Origin of the sequence: Limnohabitans sp. JirII-31, from assembly GCF_002778315.1 — a bacterium.
Lineage (GTDB): Bacteria > Pseudomonadota > Gammaproteobacteria > Burkholderiales > Burkholderiaceae_C > Limnohabitans.
In genome coordinates this window covers 630,072-647,886 of the sequence record NZ_NESA01000001.1, presented here as the reverse complement: position 1 = coordinate 647,886, position 17,815 = coordinate 630,072, and the positions used below count along the sequence as shown (strand labels likewise).

Sequence of the window (17,815 nt, the reverse complement as noted above, 5' to 3'; positions counted from 1 at the left end):
ATGGCTCAACACCAACTCCAACACATCATCGACAACGCCTGGGACAACCGTGCCAACATCAACGGTGCCAACGCCACCGCCGAAGTGCGCGACGCCGTGGAGCATGTGATTGCCGAACTCAATGCCGGTCGCCTGCGCGTGGCCACCCGTGATGGCGTGGGCCAATGGACCACACACCAATGGCTCAAGAAGGCTGTGTTGTTGAGCTTTCGTTTGAACGACAACGAAATCATCAAGGCGGGCGAGCTGGGCTTTTACGACAAAGTGAAAACCAAGTTTTCTCACCTCAGCGACGACGACATGAAAGCCGCTGGCGTGCGCGTGGTGCCACCTGCTGTGGCGCGTCGTGGCAGCTTCATTGCCTCAGGCGCGATTTTGATGCCCTCTTACGTGAACATCGGCGCTTATGTGGACTCCGGCACCATGGTTGACACCTGGGCCACCGTGGGTTCTTGCGCACAAATTGGCAAGAACGTGCACCTGTCGGGCGGCGTGGGCATTGGCGGCGTGCTCGAACCCCTGCAAGCCAACCCCACCATCATCGAAGACAACTGCTTCATCGGCGCGCGCTCTGAAGTGGTGGAAGGCGTCATCATCGAAGAAAACTCTGTGCTGGGCATGGGCGTGTTCATCGGCCAAAGCACGCCTATCTTTGACCGCGCCACCGGCGAGATCAGCTATGGGCGTGTCGCCAGCGGTTCCGTGGTGGTCAGCGGCAACCTGCCTAAAACAGCGGCCAACGGTGCGCCTTACAGCATGTATGCCGCCATCGTGGTCAAGCGCGTGGATGCACAAACCCGTTCCAAGACCAGCATCAACGACTTGTTGCGCGACTGATCGACTGTTCTGACAAAGCGCTCCCATGTCCCGCACGCTGCAACTCACCGAACACCTGATCTCCCGTCCCTCGGTCACCCCCGAGGATGCCGGGTGTTTGGAGCTGATCGCAGCACGGCTGAGTCCGTTGGGCTTTGCCCTTGAGCGCATCGACAGCGGGCCCGAGAGCTTTCGGGTGAGCAACCTGTGGGCGATTCGACGCAGCACACAGCCGAACGCCAAAACCCTGGTGTTTGCCGGTCACACCGATGTGGTGCCCACCGGGCCAATTGAAAAGTGGACCCACGACCCGTTCACGCCCACCCACCGCAATGGCATGTTGTATGGCCGTGGCAGCAGCGACATGAAAGCGTCGCTGGCCGCCATGGTGGTGGCGTCTGAAGAGTTTGTGGCCGCGCAGCCAGCGCCTTTGATCAACATCGCCTTCTTGCTCACCAGCGATGAAGAAGGCCCTGCGTTGGACGGCACGGTCAAGGTCTGCGAGGCGTTGAAAGCCCGGGGTGAACGCTTGGACTGGTGCATTGTGGGCGAACCCACCTCGGTGCAACGCACGGGCGACATGATCAAAAACGGGCGCCGTGGCAGCATGAGCGGCAAGCTCACGGTGCAAGGTGTGCAAGGTCACATCGCCTACCCGCAACTGGCCAAAAATCCGATCCATGTGTTGGCACCGGCTTTGGCTGAGTTGGTGGCGATCGAATGGGACCGGGGCAACGAATTTTTCCCGCCCACCAGTTGGCAGGTCAGCAACATCCACGCAGGCACGGGCGCGAGCAACGTGATTCCAGGCACTTGCGTGGTTGACTTCAACTTTCGCTTTTGCACCGAGTCCACCCCCGAGCACTTGCAGCAACGCTTCAAAGCCGTGCTGGATCAGCATGGCTTGCAGTACGACCTGAGCTGGACCATCAGTGGCCTGCCCTTTCTCACCCCGCGTGGCGACTTGGTGGGCGCGGTGCAAACCGCCATCCGAGATGAAACCGGCATTGAGACCGAACTCTCCACCACCGGCGGCACCAGCGACGGTCGCTTCATCGCTCAGGTGTGCCCGCAGGTGATTGAGTTGGGCCCTTGCAACGCCACCATCCACAAAATCGACGAATGCGTGGCCGTGGCCGACATCGAGCCCCTGAAAAACATTTACCGCCGCGTGCTGGAGCAGCTGCACCAGCTATAAACCTTGACGCTGGGAAATTCAACCTTGTCATACAATCAAGATGTTTTGTATGACAAGGAGTCGCCATGCTCTCGGTTCGCCTTTCCCCCAACATTGAAAAAAACCTCAACGCTTATTGCAAACACATGCACATGACCAAATCGCAGGTGGTGCAAGAAGCTGTTGAGAAATGGCTCAACACGGCCAAAACCCAAGTTCCCCCCGCTGCTGATGACTTGTCATTTTTGTCACCGGATGACCCGATTCGTGCATTCATTGGCATTGCCAAAGACGGCATGAGCACTGACGAGTTGATGCGAATGACGCGTGGTGAAGACTGGAACAAACCATGATCTTGGTGGACACCAACGTCTTTGTAGATGTGATCCATCACGATCCCATCTGGCTCAATTGGTCCTTGCGGGAGCTCAGCAAAGCCAAACAAAAAAATCAACTGGTCACCAACTTCGTGGTCTATGCCGAGCTGCACACACACAACACCGCAGGTCCTCACATTGACGCTTTTTTGAACAAGCTGGAGATTGACCTACAAGACTTGACGCGGCCCGCTGCACAACTGGCTGCCTCTGCATTTCGTACCTATCGCCAGCGAGGCGGCAACAAAACCGGGGTGCTGCCTGATTTTTTCATCGGTGCCCATGCACAAGCAGAAGGTTTCAAGCTGCTCACGCGCGACGCGGGGCGCTACAAAACTTACTTTCCCAAGATCAAATTGATTTGCCCTTGAACCCTCGTGACCATGACCCTCATCACACTGTCTGAACTCATACAAGCTATCGCGCAGCGGCTTGCTGACGCCCATGTCGCGTTCGGTCAGGGCACCACCAACGCCGACGATGAGGCCGCATGGCTGGTGTTGTGGCGACTCGGGTTGCCACTGGACATCGATTGGGCGGACCCAGCTTACGACGTGGCGCTGTCGCCTCAGCAAGTCGCCGATGTGCAAGCCTTGATTCAACAACGCATTGATTCGCGCCAACCTGCGGCTTACCTCACACAAGAAGCATGGTTGCAGGGCGTGTCGTTCTACATTGACGAGCGCGCCATCGTGCCGCGCTCACTCATTGCCGAGGTCCTGGCTGAGGGCAGCATCGACCCCTGGCTTGATCCGCACACAACCCGCGTGCTTGACCTGTGCACGGGCAATGGCAGCCTGGGCATTTTGGCCGCCTTGGCGTTTCCGGACATCACCGTGATGGGTTTGGACTTGTCACAAGACGCGCTGGAGGTGGCACGCATCAACATCGAACGCCATGGCTTGCAAGCGCGCATGACACTGGCCCAGTCCGATGGACTGCGTCAGGCCGAGGGACTGTTTGATTTGATTTTGTGCAACCCACCCTATGTGAACAGCCAAAGCATGGCCACCCTGCCCGCTGAGTTCAAGGCTGAGCCCGCCCTCGCGCTGGCCGGTGGCGACGACGGCATGGATTTCATCCGACAATTGCTGCGCGACGCGCCCGCACACATGAGTGAACACGCGGTCTTGGTGCTTGAAATTGGCCACGAACGCGATTACTTTGAAGCAGCCTTTCCCCATTTAGATGTCGTGTGGCTATCGACCAGTGCTGGTGACGACCAGGTCTTACTCCTCACACACACCGCGTTAACGCAAGGCGCCCTTCCCCAATGATTACTTTGAAAAATGTCACCTTGCGCCGCAGCGCCAAGGTGTTGCTCGACAGTGCCTCGGTCACCCTCAATCCCGGAGAAAAAGTAGGCTTGGTCGGCCGCAACGGTGCGGGCAAGTCGTCGCTGTTTGCTTTGCTCAATGGCGGCTTGCACGAGGATGCGGGCGAATACTACATCCCCGCCCAATGGCGTATGGGCCAAGTGGCCCAAGACATGCCTGAGACCGACCAAAGCGCCACCGAGTTTGTGATTGAAGGCGACACCGTGCTCACCGACGCGCGCATCGAAGTGGCCGCTGCCGAAGCCTCCGGCGACGGTGACCGCATGGGGCACGCCTACATGGCGCTGTACGACGCGGGCGAACACGACGCCGCCTCGCGCGCGCAAGCCTTGATCTTGGGGTTGGGTTTCAAAACCACTGAGTTGAACAACCCCGTCAACAGCTTTTCGGGTGGTTGGCGCATGCGCTTGCAACTGGCGCGCGCGTTGATGTGCCCCAGCGATTTGCTGTTGCTGGACGAACCCACCAACCACTTGGACTTGGATGCTTTGGTGTGGCTGGAGGCTTGGCTCAAGCGCTACGAAGGCACGATGGTGGTGATCAGCCACGACCGTGAGTTCTTGGATGCGGTGACCAATGTGACCTTGCACATCGACGCGGCCAAGCTGGTGCGCTACGGTGGCAACTACAGCAAGTTCGAAGACATGCGCGCCGAGCAAATGGAGCTGCAACAAAACGCATTTGCCAAACAGCAAGACAAGATTGCCCATTTGCAAAAGTTCATCGCGCGCTTCAAAGCCAAGGCCAGCAAAGCCAAGCAGGCGCAAAGCCGGGTCAAAGCACTTGACCGCATGGAGAAAATTGCGCCGCTGTTGGCCGATGCCGACTTCAACTTCGAATTCAAAGAGCCAGCCAACCTGCCCAACCCCATGCTGTCCATGCAGGGCGTGAGCTTTGGCTACCCAGCGCCCGACGATGCGCCAGCGGGCACACCGCCGACGGTGATTGTGCAAAACGTCAGCCGCTCGGTGCTGGCAGGTCAACGCATTGGCATCTTGGGCGCCAACGGTCAGGGCAAATCGACCTTGGTGAAAACCATTGCGCGTGACTTGGCGGCCCTAGGCGGTGAAGTCACCGAGGGCAAGGGCCTCAACATTGGGTACTTCGCGCAACAGGAACTCGATGTGCTGCGCCCGGCGGACACGCCGCTGCAACACATGATCGACTTGGTCAAGAAGCTCACCAGCGAAGGCAAGATTGCGGGCCAAGCCACCCGCGAGCAAGACCTGCGCAGCTTTTTAGGTCAATTCAATTTCAGCGGCGACATGGTCAAACAAGCCGTGGGCAGCATGAGCGGTGGCGAGAAAGCCCGCTTGGTGTTGTGCATGCTGGTGTGGCAACGCCCCAACCTGCTGTTGATGGACGAGCCAACCAACCACTTGGACTTGGCCACCCGCGAAGCCTTGAGCATGGCGCTCAACGAGTTTGAAGGCACGGTGATGTTGGTCAGCCACGACCGCGCTTTGCTGCGTGCTGTGTGCGACGAGTTCTGGATGGTGTCACGCGGTGGCGTAGCCCCCTTTGATGGCGACTTGGACGACTACCAGCGCTATTTGTTGGACGAAGCCAAGCGCTTGCGCGCCGAGGCAACGGCCGCTGCCAACTTGGCAGCAAAAGCGCCTGTCTCTGTGGCCGTGTCTGCCCCTGTGGTGGCAGCAGTGGCCCCGCCGCAGGCCAAAGCACCGATCGTTTCGCGCGACCAACGCAAAGACGATGCCCAACAGCGCAAAGAGATCAATGAGAAAAAACGTCCGCTGAAAAAAGAGCAGGACGGCATTGAAAAAACCATGGCCACTCTGGAAGCTGAAAAGCAAAGCCTGCACGACAAGCTGGCCAGTACGCTGGCACCCGCTGAGATTGCCGAAGCAGGCAAACGCCTCAAGACCGTCGAAGACGAATTGGCCGCACTGGAATTGCGTTGGCTAGAGCTGACCGAGGCGATGGAGCAACTCGAGAGCGCGGTTCACTGAAACTGGGTGGCACACCAGAGGATGGCGGGAAATGACGCCAACCAGGCCCAGAAAAAGCGGTTCAAGCCAAAGAACCAAAACACCAAGAAGTGAAACACCGCAGCCACGCCACAAAACAGCGTGGCGAGCTTGAGGTTGAGCAAGGCCAAGGGCGCGCAACACTCCCAGACGATGAAGGCCCACGACCCCAACAGGGCCATGCCACGGTTGCGCAGCGGATGGCGAGGTGACAAAGGTCCGTAAATGGCGGCGTTCAAAAAAATGGTCATGGCTGCCCCACTGCGCCATTCGCGCCGCAGCATCTTGACCCATCCCGACATGAAGTACGACGTGATGGCTTGGATGGTGATGTACCACAGCCCGGCTTGCCATCCCAACACCACATCGCCCCAAGCACCGACCACCTGCGCGATCAGCAAACCCGTCAACACCACCACCGTCAAAAAGTCGCTGCCGCCGTTGAAGGCCCCTCGCCAGCGGATCAACACCAAGATGTTGCTGGCAAACAGGCCCGCCACCAAGCCCAGCGAGCTGCCAGACAGCGCCAGCCACAGCGCAGCAGCCAAGCGCAAACACAGATGCACGCGATGCACCGCAGGTGCAAACACACCGTCAAGTACCCGCCGCATCCACCCCTGTGGAATGTCGGCACGTTGCAGCGTCCATGACCACAGGCCGTCGCTGGCAGTGGCTGTACCCATGCGCAAAAACTCCAGTGTCTGAATGGCCAGGCTCCAGGCAAACAAGATTTCCAGGGCCCGAATGGCCAGCGCCATGGGCGTGTCGATCAGCATGTGGCCACCGGTGCGGTCATCATCACTTGGGTGTCGACCACGTGGGTGCGGTCAGACAACACCATGCGCAACTCGAACTGGTATTGGCGCATGTCGGGGTGCTGCGCACGCAGGACCTGCTGCGCCAGGCGCGACACCATGGCGTAAGTCACCAAGCCTCGTGGGTCAGCCCCTTCAGGCAAGTCATACAAATCGGCCCAAAAGTGATCGACCAGATTTTGTTGTGCGAGCCCCAGGTTGGTGTCGGGGTTGTGCAGCAGGTGGTGCCAGCGCCGGGTACGGCGCGGATAAATCAACCCCCACTCTGACCACACGGTATCGCCTGTCTGGGTGCGCACCGCCGCGCGCGCAAACAGCTGGGGCACATGCCCGACAGCGTGAAAGAACTTCCAGTTCGGAAAGAACGCCCGTAGCAAAAACAGCCACGGGCCTTTGACGATCGGGGTTTTAAATACCAGCGTCGCCAGCAAGACGACGAAATAAGCGACAAACAAGACTTCGGTCATGGGCCTATTTTGCCGTCCAACCACCTCCCAGAACCTTGTAAAGGTTCACCAAACTTTGTACCTGTTGGACTTGCGCCAGCACAGTGGCTTGTTGCGTGGCAAACAGCGAACGTTTGGCATCTAGCAACTCCAGGGCGTTGGAGGCACCATGGGTGTAGCGCAGGTCGGTGAGTTGCAAGCGTGTTTCTTCAGCTGCAAGTTGTGCGCTTTGGGCACGCACTTGTTCGTTGTAGGTGTCACGTGCAACCAAGGCGTCTGAGACCTCGCGGAACCCCACCTGAATGGCTTTTTCATACTGCGCCACGGCGATGTCTCGGCCCAATTTGGCAGTGTCCAGGTTTGCTTGGTTACGACCGGCATCAAAGATGGGCACCAATACCTGTGGCGTGAACGACCACGCAGCGCTGCCATTGTTGAACAAGCTGTTCATTTCGCCGCTGACCAAACCAGCGCTGCCCGTCAAGCTGATGCGCGGAAAAAACGCGGCGCGTGCAGCACCTATGTTGGCGTTGTTGGCCAGAAGCAGTTGTTCGGCTTGACGCACATCGGGGCGGCGCAACAGCAACTCTGCGGGTGTGCCTGCGGGCAAGTCGGGCAGCAAAGCTTGTTGTGTCAGTGGCAAGCCCTCAGGCAAATCGGCGGGCAGGCTTTGGCCGAGCAACAAGACCAGTGCGTTGTCGTCTTGCGCGCGCTGACGGGTGAATTGCGCCAAGCTGGCTTTGGCACCTTCCAACAAGGATTGGGCCAAGCTCAGCTCAAGCTGCGACGCAGCTTCGTTGTTGAACTTGAGCTGCGTGAGTCGCAGCGACGCTTCGCGTGACGCCACGGTGTCACGGGCAATCTGCAGCAAGGCCTCATCGGCACGCACATTCAAGTAGGCATTGGCCACTGAGGCGACCAGGGCGATGTGCACGGTTTTGCGCGCTTCTTCGCTGGCCAACAACTGTGCTTGTGCAGCCTGACTCAAGGCGCGCACGCGACCAAACAAGTCCACCTCGTAAGAGGTCACACTCAAGCCAGCCGTGAACGTGCTGGTGATGCTGGCCGATGAATTTGGGACGCGTGAACCGGTGACACCAGCATTGACGGTAGGCAGCTCATCGGCACGTTTGACTTGGAGCAAGGCACGCGTTTGCTCGATGTTGAGCACTGCCACACGCAGGTCGCGGTTGTTTTGTAACGCCAGTTCAATCAAGCGTTGCAGGCGTGTGTCTTTGAAAAAGTCTTGCCAGGCGATGTCAGCGGCGGCAGGCTGTTGTGACCCCGCTTGGGCGGTGTCGTTGGCAGACGAAAAATGGGCGGGTACCGGAGCCACAGGGCGCTCGTAAGTGGGAATCAGGCTGCAGCCCGCCAAGCCCATCACCGCCAGTGTCGCGATCCAACGCACGGGTTTGTGCCCGCTCAACGGTTTGGCCTTACTCATGCGTGTCGACTCCCAGTTGGTGACCATGTTCCACATCGAACCGATGCTGGCGTTCGCTGCCTTTGAAGACGCTGCGCACCACCACAAAAAAGACCGGCACGAAAAACACAGCCAATACTGTGCCGAGCAAACTGCCACCGATCACGCCGGTACCAATGGCACGTTGGCTGGCAGAGCCTGCGCCATTGGCAATGGCCAAGGGCAGCACGCCCAGCATGAAGGCCATGGAGGTCATCAAGATGGGGCGAAAACGCATGTGCGCGGCCGCCAATGCTGACTCCACCAAGCTGTGGCCTTGAGCATGCAAGTCTTTGGCGAATTCGATGATCAAAATCGCGTTCTTAGCCGACAAACCGATGATGGTGATCAAGCCCACTTGGAAGTACACATCGTTGGCATAGCCGCGCATCCACGTGGCCAGCACCACGCCGAGTACGCCCAACGGCACCACCAAAATCACAGACAGCGGGATGGACCAACTTTCATACAAAGCGGCCAGACACAAAAACACAGCCAGCACAGCAAACCCATACAAGATGACGGCTTGCGAGCCAGCCAATTTTTCTTCGCGTGATTGCCCGGTCCATTCAAAAGCAAAGCCTTCGGGCAGTTCGGTCATGAGGCGTTCCATTTCTTCCATGGCAGCGCCCGAGCTGTAACCTGGCGCTGCGGCACCGCCAATGCGCATGGCGGGGTAGCCGTTGTAGCGCACGGTTTGCATGGCCCCTTTCACCCAGCGCGTGCTGGCAAAGGCCGACAGGGGTACCGGTTTGCCTTGCGCATTAGGGGCACTCAGACGCAGCAACTCATGCGGCTGCATGCGCGCCGAGGTATCGGCCTGAACCACCACACGCTGCAAGCGGCCCTGATTGGGAAAGTCGTTGATGTAGGCCGAACCCAAGGCCGTGGAGATGGTGGTGTTGATGGCGTCAAAACTCACGCCCAAGGCGTTGGCTTTGTCACGGTCAATGTCGATTTGCAGCTGAGGGGCATCTTCCAAACCATCGGGGCGGATTTGTGTCAACACTGGGCTCTTGGCGGCCAAGCCCAGCAGTTGGTTGCGCGCCGCCACCAAAGCCTCGTGGCCTTTGCCAGCGCGATCTTGCAAGCGGAAGGTAAAACCCGAGGCCGTGCCCAACTCGGGAATGGGCGGCGGACTCAAGGGGAAGATGAAGGCATCACGCACGCCCATGAGCGCACCAAACGCACGCCCTGCGAGTGCTTGTGCCGACTGCATAGGGCCTGAGCGTTCGGCCCAGTCTTTGAGTGTGACAAAGGCCAGACCTGCGTTTTGGCCTTGGCCAGAAAAGCTGAACCCCAAAATGCCGACCATGCTTTGCACTTCGGGTTGCTTCAAGACAAAGCCTTCAACCTGCTCCATCACCGCCTGGGTGCGTTGTTGGGTGGCACCGGGTGGCAACTGCACGTTGACCAAGATGTTGCCCTGGTCTTCACCGGGCAAGAACGAGGTGGGCAAACGCAGGTACATCACGCCCACAGCGACGATGATGGCCAGATAAATCCACAAATAACGCGCAGCACGTTGCAGCATGCGCCCGACCCAGCTTTCGTAATTTTTGGCAGTGCGCGTGAAGCCTCGGTTGAACCAGCGAAAGAAGCCTGTCTTGGCGTGGTGGTGCCCTGCTTGGACCGGCTTGAGCAAGGTGGCACACAAGGCTGGCGTGAGTGACAAAGCCATGAACGCCGAGAAAGCGATGGCGCTGACCATCACAGCCGAAAACTGGCGGTAAATATTGCCGACCGAACCTTTGAAAAAAGCCAAGGGCACAAACACCGCAATCAACACCACGGTCACGCCGATGATGGCGCCCGAGATTTGCCCCATGGCTTTGCGGGTCGCCACCAGCGGTGACAGCCCCTCCTCGCTCATGATGCGTTCAACGTTTTCGACCACCACGATGGCGTCGTCCACCACGATGCCGATGACCAGCACCATGCCGAACATGGTCAGCACGTTGATTGAGAAGCCCAAGGCCATCAAGGTGGCAAAGCTGCCCATCAAGGCCACGGGCACCACGATGGTGGGGATGATGGTGTAGCGAAAGTTCTGCAAGAACAGGTACATCACCAAGAACACCAGCACGATGGCCTCGACCAAGGTTTCTGCCACTTGTGCAATGGAGATCTTCACAAAGCGTGAGCTGTCATAAGGAATGGTCCAGTGCACGCCTTTGGGGAAATAGGCTTCCAGCTCGGCCATGCGCTCGCGCACCGCTTGTGCGGCAGCCATGGCGTTGCCGGTGGGTGAAAGTTGCACGCCAATGCCTGCAGCAGGCTTGCCGTTCAAGCGCGCGGAGGTGGCATAGGTTTGGGCTCCCAGCTCAATGCGGGCCACATCTTTCAAGCGCACGGCAGAACCGTCGGTGTTGGCGCGCAAGATGATGTTGGCGAACTGCTCGACGCTGTTGAGCTGCCCGTCCACGATCACGGTGGCCGACATGGATTGGGTGTTGAGGTTGGGCAAGTCGCCCATGGTCCCCGACGACACTTGCGCGTTTTGTGCACGGATGGCGTTGTTGACATCGGCAGCCGACAGGTTAAAGCCGGTCAGCTTGGCTGGGTCGATCCAGATGCGCATGGCGCGTTCGGTGCCAAACAGCTGTGCCTGGCCCACACCAGGTAAGCGCTGAATTTCGGGCAAGACATTGCGTGAGCCAAAGTCGCCCAACGCCACGATGTCGAAGTCGGGTGAGTCCGACGACAGCATGATGAAGACCAAAAAGTTGGTGCGTGATTTTTCAACCCGAACGCCTTGCTGTGTGACCGCCGCAGGCAAGCGGGGTGCGGCACGCGACAGGCGGTTTTGCACATCAACCTGTGCCAAGTCTGGGTTGGTGCCAGGCTCAAAGCTGATGGTGATGGTGCCGGTGCCGTTGGCTTGTGCGACCGATTCCATGTAAATCATGCCGGGTGAGCCGTTCATCTCGCGCTCGATCACGCTGAACACGCTGTCTTCCAGTGTTTGTGCCGATGCGCCTGGGTAGCCTGCGGTGATCAAGATCGATGGAGGTGCCACAGGTGGGTACTGTGAAACAGGCAACTGGGTGATGGCCAAGCCACCGAGGCCGAGGATGAAGAGCGAAATTACCCATGCAAAGATGGGACGGTTGATGAAGAACTGCGCCATGGCTGCGGCCCTTTACTTGCTAGCCGCAGAAGCTGCGGCCGATGCGGTGGCCGAGACTGGCGCTGTCGCAGGCGACATAACCTTTGCATCCCAAGGCACAGGTTTGACAGGTGCACCGGGTACCATCATTTTCTGAAAGCCGTCAACGATGACTTGTTCACCTGCTTGCAATCCCTCCAGGATCAGCCATTGGTTGTTTTGTGCAGCACCCACTTTGACCGAGCGCGGCACAGGCTTGCTATCTGGCCCCACCACCAACACGGTGTCGCCTTGCCCCGTGCGCGTCACGGCTTGTTGAGGCAACAAAATGCCTGATGGCAACTCGGCTTGTGACAAACGCACCCGCACATATTGGCCAGGCAGTAACAGCCCATCGCCATTGGGCACTTCAGCCCGCAAAGTGACTTGGCCAGAGGTCGGGTCCACGGTCAAGTCAGTGAACAACAGCTTGCCTTTGCGCGGTAATTCGCTGCCATCTTCCAACACCACACGCACAGCCACGGAGCCATCGGCGGCGCTGCGCACCTGCTTGGCTGCAATTGCTTTGCGCAAGTTCAACACGTCGGTGGTCGATTGGGTGAAGTTCACATAGACCGTGTCGGTTTGTTGAATCAAGGCCAGTTGGGTGGCTTCGGTTTGACTCACCAATGCGCCCTCAGTGACCAAGGCTTGACCAATGCGACCCGAGATGGGGGCGGTCACGCTGGCGTAATCGAGGTTGATGCGCGCACTTTGGAGTGCTGCTGTGGCGGCTGCCACATCTGCCTCTGCCTGCTTTTGTGCCGTCACCACAGAGGTGAACTCTTGTTGACTCACCGCATTGGCTTCGACCAATGGTTTGTAGCGCACCACCTGTGCGTTGGATTGCAATAAATTGGCTTGTGCCTTGACCAGGCTGGCTTGCGCGCTGTCGTGTGCGGCTCGATAAGGCGCTGGATCGATTTGAAACAGCACTTGGCCTGCCTTGACTTGACTGCCTTCTTTGAATAAACGTTGCAACACCACGCCATTGACGCGTGCACGCACCTGCGCCACGCGGATGGGGCTGACACGCCCTGGCAATTCGGTTTGCAGCGCCACCACTTGTTGATTCACGGTGACCACGCCGACCGCAGCAGGCGGTGGCCCTGCGTTGGCGCCAGCAGGCGCACCTTCTTTTGCACCACAGGCGACCAAGGCCATGACAGCAGCTAAGGCAACAAACTGAGAGCTGCGAGCCAAGGTATGAGAGACAAGGGATACGGGGCTTGTTGTAAGCATGGTGCAGCGTCCTGGATGAGGTATGAATTCAAAAGCACAAAGCCACGTTGCGCGTGAAAACAAGGTGGCTTTGAACAGATGTGATTCAGAAGATGGGCTTGAAGCTATTGTGCCTCAGGCTCTAATTTTTTATTCTGTCAATGATGACAAGTACCGACGAAGGCATGGCTACTTTCAACGCGTCTCTAATGACTGAAGAAATGATTGGCATGCATGGGTAGCTTGACCTGCGCGTTATTGAGAGGTTCTTTGAATTTCAAGCGGCATGCCTAAAGTAAAAAAGCACTTTGTACTTGCGTACAAAGTGCTTTAAAACTTGGTGGGACCAGCGGGGGTCGAACCCACGACAAACGGATTAAAAGTCCGCTGCTCTACCAACTGAGCTATGGTCCCATCACGCTTTGCAAGTGATGTTCACTGCATCGCGAAGACTCAAATTATAGCGCTATTTTTTTGACTTTTCCAGAGCGCCCAAAGAAATTTGATCAATCACCCAACCCGCAGCACATTGACCAAATGTCGCCGTCACACTGACCACAGATCCGTAACCGTGACAGTTCAAGCTGCCATCCCCCTCTAGTGCGCAACTGGCATCTGGAGGTGCAACAGATTCGCGGCTAAAGACGCACGGCACGCCTATCTTTTTTCCGTCTCGCGCGGCGCCATGCTCACGACGCAAACGATATCTCAGTTGTGCCAATAAGGGGTCATGGGTGGTGAGTGACAAGTCGTCGATATCGACTTTGTGCGCCAAGCGTTTGCCACCTGCGGCGCCCACACTGATGAACAAGGCTTTGTGTTTGAGTGCCCAGGCTGCCATGCTTGTTTTGGCTTTGACCTGGTCGCATGCATCAATCACCGCGTCGATGGGTCCACCCAAGATCGCGGGCCAGTTGTGAGGATCGACAAACTCTTCCACACATTGAACTTGGCAACTCGGATTGATATGCGCAATTCGGTCGCGCATGGCCAACACTTTGGCTTGTCCCACCGTGGTATCAAGCGCCTGAATTTGACGGTTGATGTTGGACTCGGCGACGTGGTCCAGATCGACCAGGGTCAAGCGCCCTACTCCACTGCGAGCCAAGGCCTCAGCAGCCCAGGACCCGACACCTCCGATGCCGATGATGGCAACGTGCGCATCACGAATGCGTTGGGCCCCTGCAACGCCATAGAGACGCTCAAGGCCGCCAAAGCGGCGCTGTAGGTCAGCGCCCTCAGTCACGCGAGGCTGCGCTCCAAGCGCGCCACTTGGTGACGAATGGACAAAACCGCACCGGTCACGATGGCGGCTACAGCCACGAAAGAGTTGAGGCTCAGGGTCGATATGCCGCTAAGCCCTTGACCGAAGGTGCATCCCATTGCGGTGACACCCCCCACACCCATCAAGACACCACCCAAAAGGTGTTGTGACAAGTCCTCCACGTTGGCGAAGCCTTCCCAACGGAATGTTTTTTGCTGCAATGCTGACGCAGCAGAGCCGACGACGACGCCCACCACCGACATCACACCCACTGTCAACACTTTGGACTTGTCGCTGAAGAACATCAACCAGTCGAGGCTGTGTGCCAAGGGAGCAACAAAGCTCATGGCTTCAATGCGGCCCGAGTTGGTGCCCAAATAAACAGGTTCCAGCGTTTCAGGGTGTTCAGGTAAAAAACCGAAATGCCCACTCACCCACCACATGGCAACGATCAAGGCACCGATGCCAACGCTTGCCAACAAATTCTCAACGGTCCAGAAGTCAGCATGGCGCAGTACCCACAACACCAACACAGTGCCCAACGCATAGCCACTCCAGATGGCCGTCAGTTTGGAGGTGTGGCCGGTTACAGCTGCAATCAAGGCGCCTAAGTCGGCACCATTGGGCATGCTCAGCGCCACAGCGTCGACGGTGTTGACACGAACCACAGCGGTGATGCCTTTGAGGGTGGCAAAGGCGCTCAACCCCAAGACCAAAAATACCACCAGCGATTTGAGGTTGCCAGCGCCTATGCGCACCAAGGTTTTGTTGCCACACCCCGAAGCCATGACCATGCCGTAACCAAACATCAATCCACCTACCGCAGAGGACAACCACATGAAGCGGTTGTTGGCGTAGAGGGTTTTGCTTGCGTCAATCAGGTCCAACTGAACCAATGCGGCAAAACCAATCATGGCCACACCGATCGCCAACATCCACTGCCGTGCGCGGGTCCAGTCGCCCATGTTGACCACATCGGCAATGGCACCCATGGTGCAAAAGTGGGTCCGCTGGCTGATGACCCCAACGGCGACTGCGATGATGAAAAAGGCCAGCAGGACCTGTTGGGTCAGAGTGGTGACGTCGTTCATTTCAGTTTGCTCAATCGTTCACGGGCCGCACCGGCTGCTTCGGACTGTGGGTAGTTTTTAATCAGATCGTCCAGCGTTTTGCGAGCAGACTTGATGTCTTTGAGTTCCAGCTGGCAATTGGCAATTGAAAGCATGGACTCAGGCGCACGGGGATGCTCGGCTGATTTGTTCAGCAATGCACTGAAGTTACGTATGGCTTCTTTGTAGTCGCGATTGGCATACTGGGCATTGCCCAGCCAAAACCAAGCAGAAGCTGCATAACCACTGCTGGGATAGCGTCTGAGAAAGTCTGAAAAGACCAAGCTGGCATTGACGAAGTCACCTTGTCGGAAAACAGCCAGGGCTTGCTCGTACGCTTTGATTTCAGCAGGTTCAGCCAAAAACTCCACGCCATCGAATTTCACTTTGACGGGTTCAAACTTGCGCAAGCGTTCTTCCAAGACTTGTGTGACGATCTTGGAGGCTTCTTGTTGTTGACGCAACTCTTGAGAGAGTTGCTCTTTTTCACCGCGCAAACGGGCGATCTCCGAGCGCACGGCCTCGAATTGATTTTGCTGTTCCAGCAAGCTGCGCTGCACTTGCTGCATTTCTTCATTTTGGCGTTCCACACGTTGGCGCAAATCCAAAATGGCTCGGCGCGCCTCGTCGTCCTCAAACAAAGCGGCGTTGGCGCTGGGCATCAACAGACAGGCGATCGCCCAGCCGATGGCGTGGGCCTTGAGTGCGCGTGGTGTAGTCATCGGTAGCTGATCTCAGCGCGGCGGTTTTTGGCAAATGCCGACTCGTCCATGCCTTGGACGGCAGGCTTTTCTTTGCCAAAGCTCACGGCTTCAATTTGACTGTCAGGCACCCCTAAGACGGTCAGCGCACGACGCACAGCTTCGGCGCGCTTTTGCCCCAGGGCCAGGTTGTATTCACGGCCACCACGTTCGTCGGTGTGTCCTTCAATGGCAGCTTTGCGGTTTTTGTCCGCGCGCAGGAAACGGGCATGTGCGTCGAGCATGCTTTGAAACTCAGGCTTGACGCTGTAGCTGTCGTAGTCGAAGTAAATGACGGTTTCCACGCCAGCAGGACCCGCTTTGACGATGTTGCCAACGCCGCCAAGTCCGCGGGCATCCAGCCCAGCGACACCGGCATTGCCTGACGCGGCAGAGCCCGAACCCGAGCGTTCATCCACGGGCACGTCGTCGAGCTTGACGCCCGAAGCGCAGCCAGCCAACAGAGCTGTTAAAGCAAAAAGTAAGAGGTATTTTTTCATGGTGATGAAGTTTGAAGAAGATGAAAATTTTAAGGTTGCGCCTTGGCGTAAGGGCCCCAGTGCGGTTCACGCAGGTCCCCCCCTTGTCCTGACAGACGTGCCTTGATGCGACCATCCAAGGTGGTTGTCATCAAGGCTTCGCGACCGCCTTGTTGTGTGGCATAGACCAGCAAACGACTGTTGGGGGCAAAGCTAGGTCGTTCGTCGGCAGTGGTGTCTGTGATGGCGGTTGCGTTGCCACTGGCCAAGTCCATCACGTACAGCTTAAAAGCCCCACCCACGCGCGAAATGTAAGCCAGCCATCGACCATCGGCACTCAGTGCGGGTGAAATGTTGTAAGTCCCGTTGAATGTGACGCGGTTGGCCGGCCCTCCCATAGCTGGCATGCGGTAGATTTGCGGCGCACCGCCACGGTCACTGACGAAATAAATGGCGCTGCCATCTGGCGAAAACACCGGTTCAGTGTCGATGCCAGACGATTGGGTCAACCGGCGTGGTTCGCCACCCTGCGCATCGATCATGAACAGTTGCGAACCCCCATCACGGCTGAGTGTGGCCGCCAATGAGCGACCGTCTGGCGCCCAGGTTGGCGCACTGTTGGAACCCCGGAAATTGGCCACCACACGACGCTTGCCGGAAGACACGTCGTGGACATAAATGACGGGTTTGCGCGACTCGAATGAGACATAGGCCAACTGACTGCCGCTGGGTGACCAGCTTGGCGAAATGATAGGTTCTGGGCTGGCAAGTGCCGACTGTGCGTTTTCACCATCCGAGTCAGCTACCCACAAGTTGTAGCGCGCACCGGCCTTGGTCACGTAGGCAATACGTGTCGAAAAAATGCCGCGATCACCGGTGAGTTTTTCATACACAAAGTCTGAAATACGGTGCGATGCGAGGCGTAAGTCGCCGGCTACCACCACGTAACTCATGGCACCCAAGTCTTGGCCTCGCACCACATCCCACAGTCGCAAGCGCACATCAAAGCGGCCATCGGCCATTTTTCCAACGCTGCCGGTTAACAACGCATCGGCGCCGAGTTGACGCATGGCACTGAGATCAGGGCGTTCAGTTTCATCGATGGTTTTGCCTGAAGCCAAGCCGCGAAATTGGCCGCTGCGCTCCAAATCGGCCTGCACGATGCTGGCTATTTTTTGCGGTGAGGACTCCTCGCCACGAAATGGACCAAACGCAATGGGCACTTGGGTCAAGCCAACGCCGGATACTTCCACACGAAACTGCGCCATTGCAGGCAAGGCGGCGATTCCAAAGAGCAGCGCGCCAAGCAGCATTTGCCAAACATTACGTCGAGAAAAAGTCATGGTGAATTTTGGATTCGCCTAAAAGGCGTTTCTTAAGGATGGGGCTGAATTTTAGTGGCTATACGAGTGGCGATAATGCTCAATTTGCTGTCC

Annotated in this window: 16 protein-coding genes and 1 tRNA gene; 6 read left to right on the top strand and 11 right to left on the bottom strand. The window is 57.6% G+C overall.

Annotated features, from left to right (window positions below; all coding sequences use genetic code 11):
• The 6 genes from dapD to B9Z41_RS03090 all read left to right on the top strand — a co-directional run bounded on the left by dapD (position 1) and on the right by B9Z41_RS03090 (position 5,677).
• Positions 1-837 carry a 2,3,4,5-tetrahydropyridine-2,6-dicarboxylate N-succinyltransferase gene (gene dapD, locus B9Z41_RS03115; RefSeq protein ID WP_100144856.1) on the top strand — a complete coding sequence of 279 codons (837 nt, stop codon included), beginning with the start codon at positions 1-3 and terminating at the stop codon, positions 835-837.
• Positions 838-862: 25 nt separating this feature from the next.
• A complete protein-coding gene (gene dapE / locus B9Z41_RS03110; protein ID WP_100144854.1) occupies positions 863-2,014 on the top strand; it encodes a succinyl-diaminopimelate desuccinylase in 1,152 nt (383 codons plus the stop codon).
• 65 nt (positions 2,015-2,079) lie between these two features.
• Positions 2,080-2,346 carry a hypothetical protein gene (locus B9Z41_RS03105; protein WP_100144852.1) on the top strand — a complete coding sequence of 89 codons (267 nt, stop codon included), beginning with the start codon at positions 2,080-2,082 and terminating at the stop codon, positions 2,344-2,346.
• Positions 2,343-2,741, top strand: coding sequence for a type II toxin-antitoxin system VapC family toxin (locus tag B9Z41_RS03100; RefSeq protein ID WP_100144849.1), 399 nt, complete (start codon positions 2,343-2,345; stop codon positions 2,739-2,741). Before B9Z41_RS03105 ends, B9Z41_RS03100 begins: the two co-directional genes overlap by 4 nt.
• A gap of 12 nt (positions 2,742-2,753) precedes the next feature.
• On the top strand, positions 2,754-3,647 hold the full coding sequence (gene prmB, locus B9Z41_RS03095; protein WP_100144847.1) for a 50S ribosomal protein L3 N(5)-glutamine methyltransferase: 894 nt from the start codon (positions 2,754-2,756) through the stop codon (positions 3,645-3,647).
• On the top strand, positions 3,644-5,677 hold the full coding sequence (locus tag B9Z41_RS03090) for an ABC-F family ATP-binding cassette domain-containing protein (protein WP_100144845.1): 2,034 nt from the start codon (positions 3,644-3,646) through the stop codon (positions 5,675-5,677). The genes prmB and B9Z41_RS03090 overlap by 4 nt, the downstream gene beginning before the upstream one ends.
• On the opposite strand, the gene B9Z41_RS03085 is transcribed toward B9Z41_RS03090, so the two are convergent.
• The 11 genes from B9Z41_RS03085 to tolB form a co-directional block, all read right to left on the bottom strand.
• On the bottom strand, positions 5,671-6,471 hold the full coding sequence (locus B9Z41_RS03085; RefSeq protein ID WP_100144843.1) for a hypothetical protein: 801 nt from the start codon (positions 6,469-6,471) through the stop codon (positions 5,671-5,673). The genes B9Z41_RS03090 and B9Z41_RS03085 overlap by 7 nt on opposite strands.
• On the bottom strand, positions 6,465-6,977 hold the full coding sequence (locus tag B9Z41_RS03080; protein WP_100144840.1) for a hypothetical protein: 513 nt from the start codon (positions 6,975-6,977) through the stop codon (positions 6,465-6,467). The genes B9Z41_RS03085 and B9Z41_RS03080 overlap by 7 nt, the downstream gene beginning before the upstream one ends.
• A gap of 4 nt (positions 6,978-6,981) precedes the next feature.
• Positions 6,982-8,400, bottom strand: coding sequence for an efflux transporter outer membrane subunit (locus tag B9Z41_RS03075; protein ID WP_100145131.1), 1,419 nt, complete (start codon positions 8,398-8,400; stop codon positions 6,982-6,984).
• The gene (locus tag B9Z41_RS03070; protein WP_100144838.1) at positions 8,393-11,548 is read right to left on the bottom strand and encodes an efflux RND transporter permease subunit; all 3,156 of its coding nucleotides are present in this window, start codon (positions 11,546-11,548) and stop codon (positions 8,393-8,395) included. Before B9Z41_RS03070 ends, B9Z41_RS03075 begins: the two co-directional genes overlap by 8 nt.
• A gap of 12 nt (positions 11,549-11,560) precedes the next feature.
• Positions 11,561-12,730 (bottom strand): efflux RND transporter periplasmic adaptor subunit, encoded by a 1,170-nt coding sequence (locus B9Z41_RS03065; RefSeq protein WP_304441789.1) that lies wholly within the window; start codon positions 12,728-12,730, stop codon positions 11,561-11,563.
• A gap of 395 nt (positions 12,731-13,125) precedes the next feature.
• Positions 13,126-13,201, bottom strand: a tRNA-Lys gene (locus B9Z41_RS03060).
• Between the two features lie 52 nt (positions 13,202-13,253).
• A complete protein-coding gene (locus B9Z41_RS03055) occupies positions 13,254-14,033 on the bottom strand; it encodes a ThiF family adenylyltransferase (RefSeq protein WP_100144834.1) in 780 nt (259 codons plus the stop codon).
• Positions 14,030-15,142: a YeeE/YedE family protein gene (locus tag B9Z41_RS03050; RefSeq protein WP_100144832.1), complete on the bottom strand. Its 1,113-nt coding sequence runs from the start codon at positions 15,140-15,142 to the stop codon at positions 14,030-14,032. The genes B9Z41_RS03055 and B9Z41_RS03050 overlap by 4 nt, the downstream gene beginning before the upstream one ends.
• On the bottom strand, positions 15,139-15,882 hold the full coding sequence (gene ybgF / locus B9Z41_RS03045; RefSeq protein ID WP_100144830.1) for a tol-pal system protein YbgF: 744 nt from the start codon (positions 15,880-15,882) through the stop codon (positions 15,139-15,141). The genes B9Z41_RS03050 and ybgF overlap by 4 nt, the downstream gene beginning before the upstream one ends.
• On the bottom strand, positions 15,879-16,400 hold the full coding sequence (gene pal / locus B9Z41_RS03040; protein WP_100144828.1) for a peptidoglycan-associated lipoprotein Pal: 522 nt from the start codon (positions 16,398-16,400) through the stop codon (positions 15,879-15,881). Before pal ends, ybgF begins: the two co-directional genes overlap by 4 nt.
• Positions 16,401-16,429: 29 nt before the next feature.
• Positions 16,430-17,692 carry a Tol-Pal system beta propeller repeat protein TolB gene (gene tolB / locus B9Z41_RS03035; protein WP_233202493.1) on the bottom strand — a complete coding sequence of 421 codons (1,263 nt, stop codon included), beginning with the start codon at positions 17,690-17,692 and terminating at the stop codon, positions 16,430-16,432.
• Between the last annotated feature and the right edge of the window lie 123 nt (positions 17,693-17,815).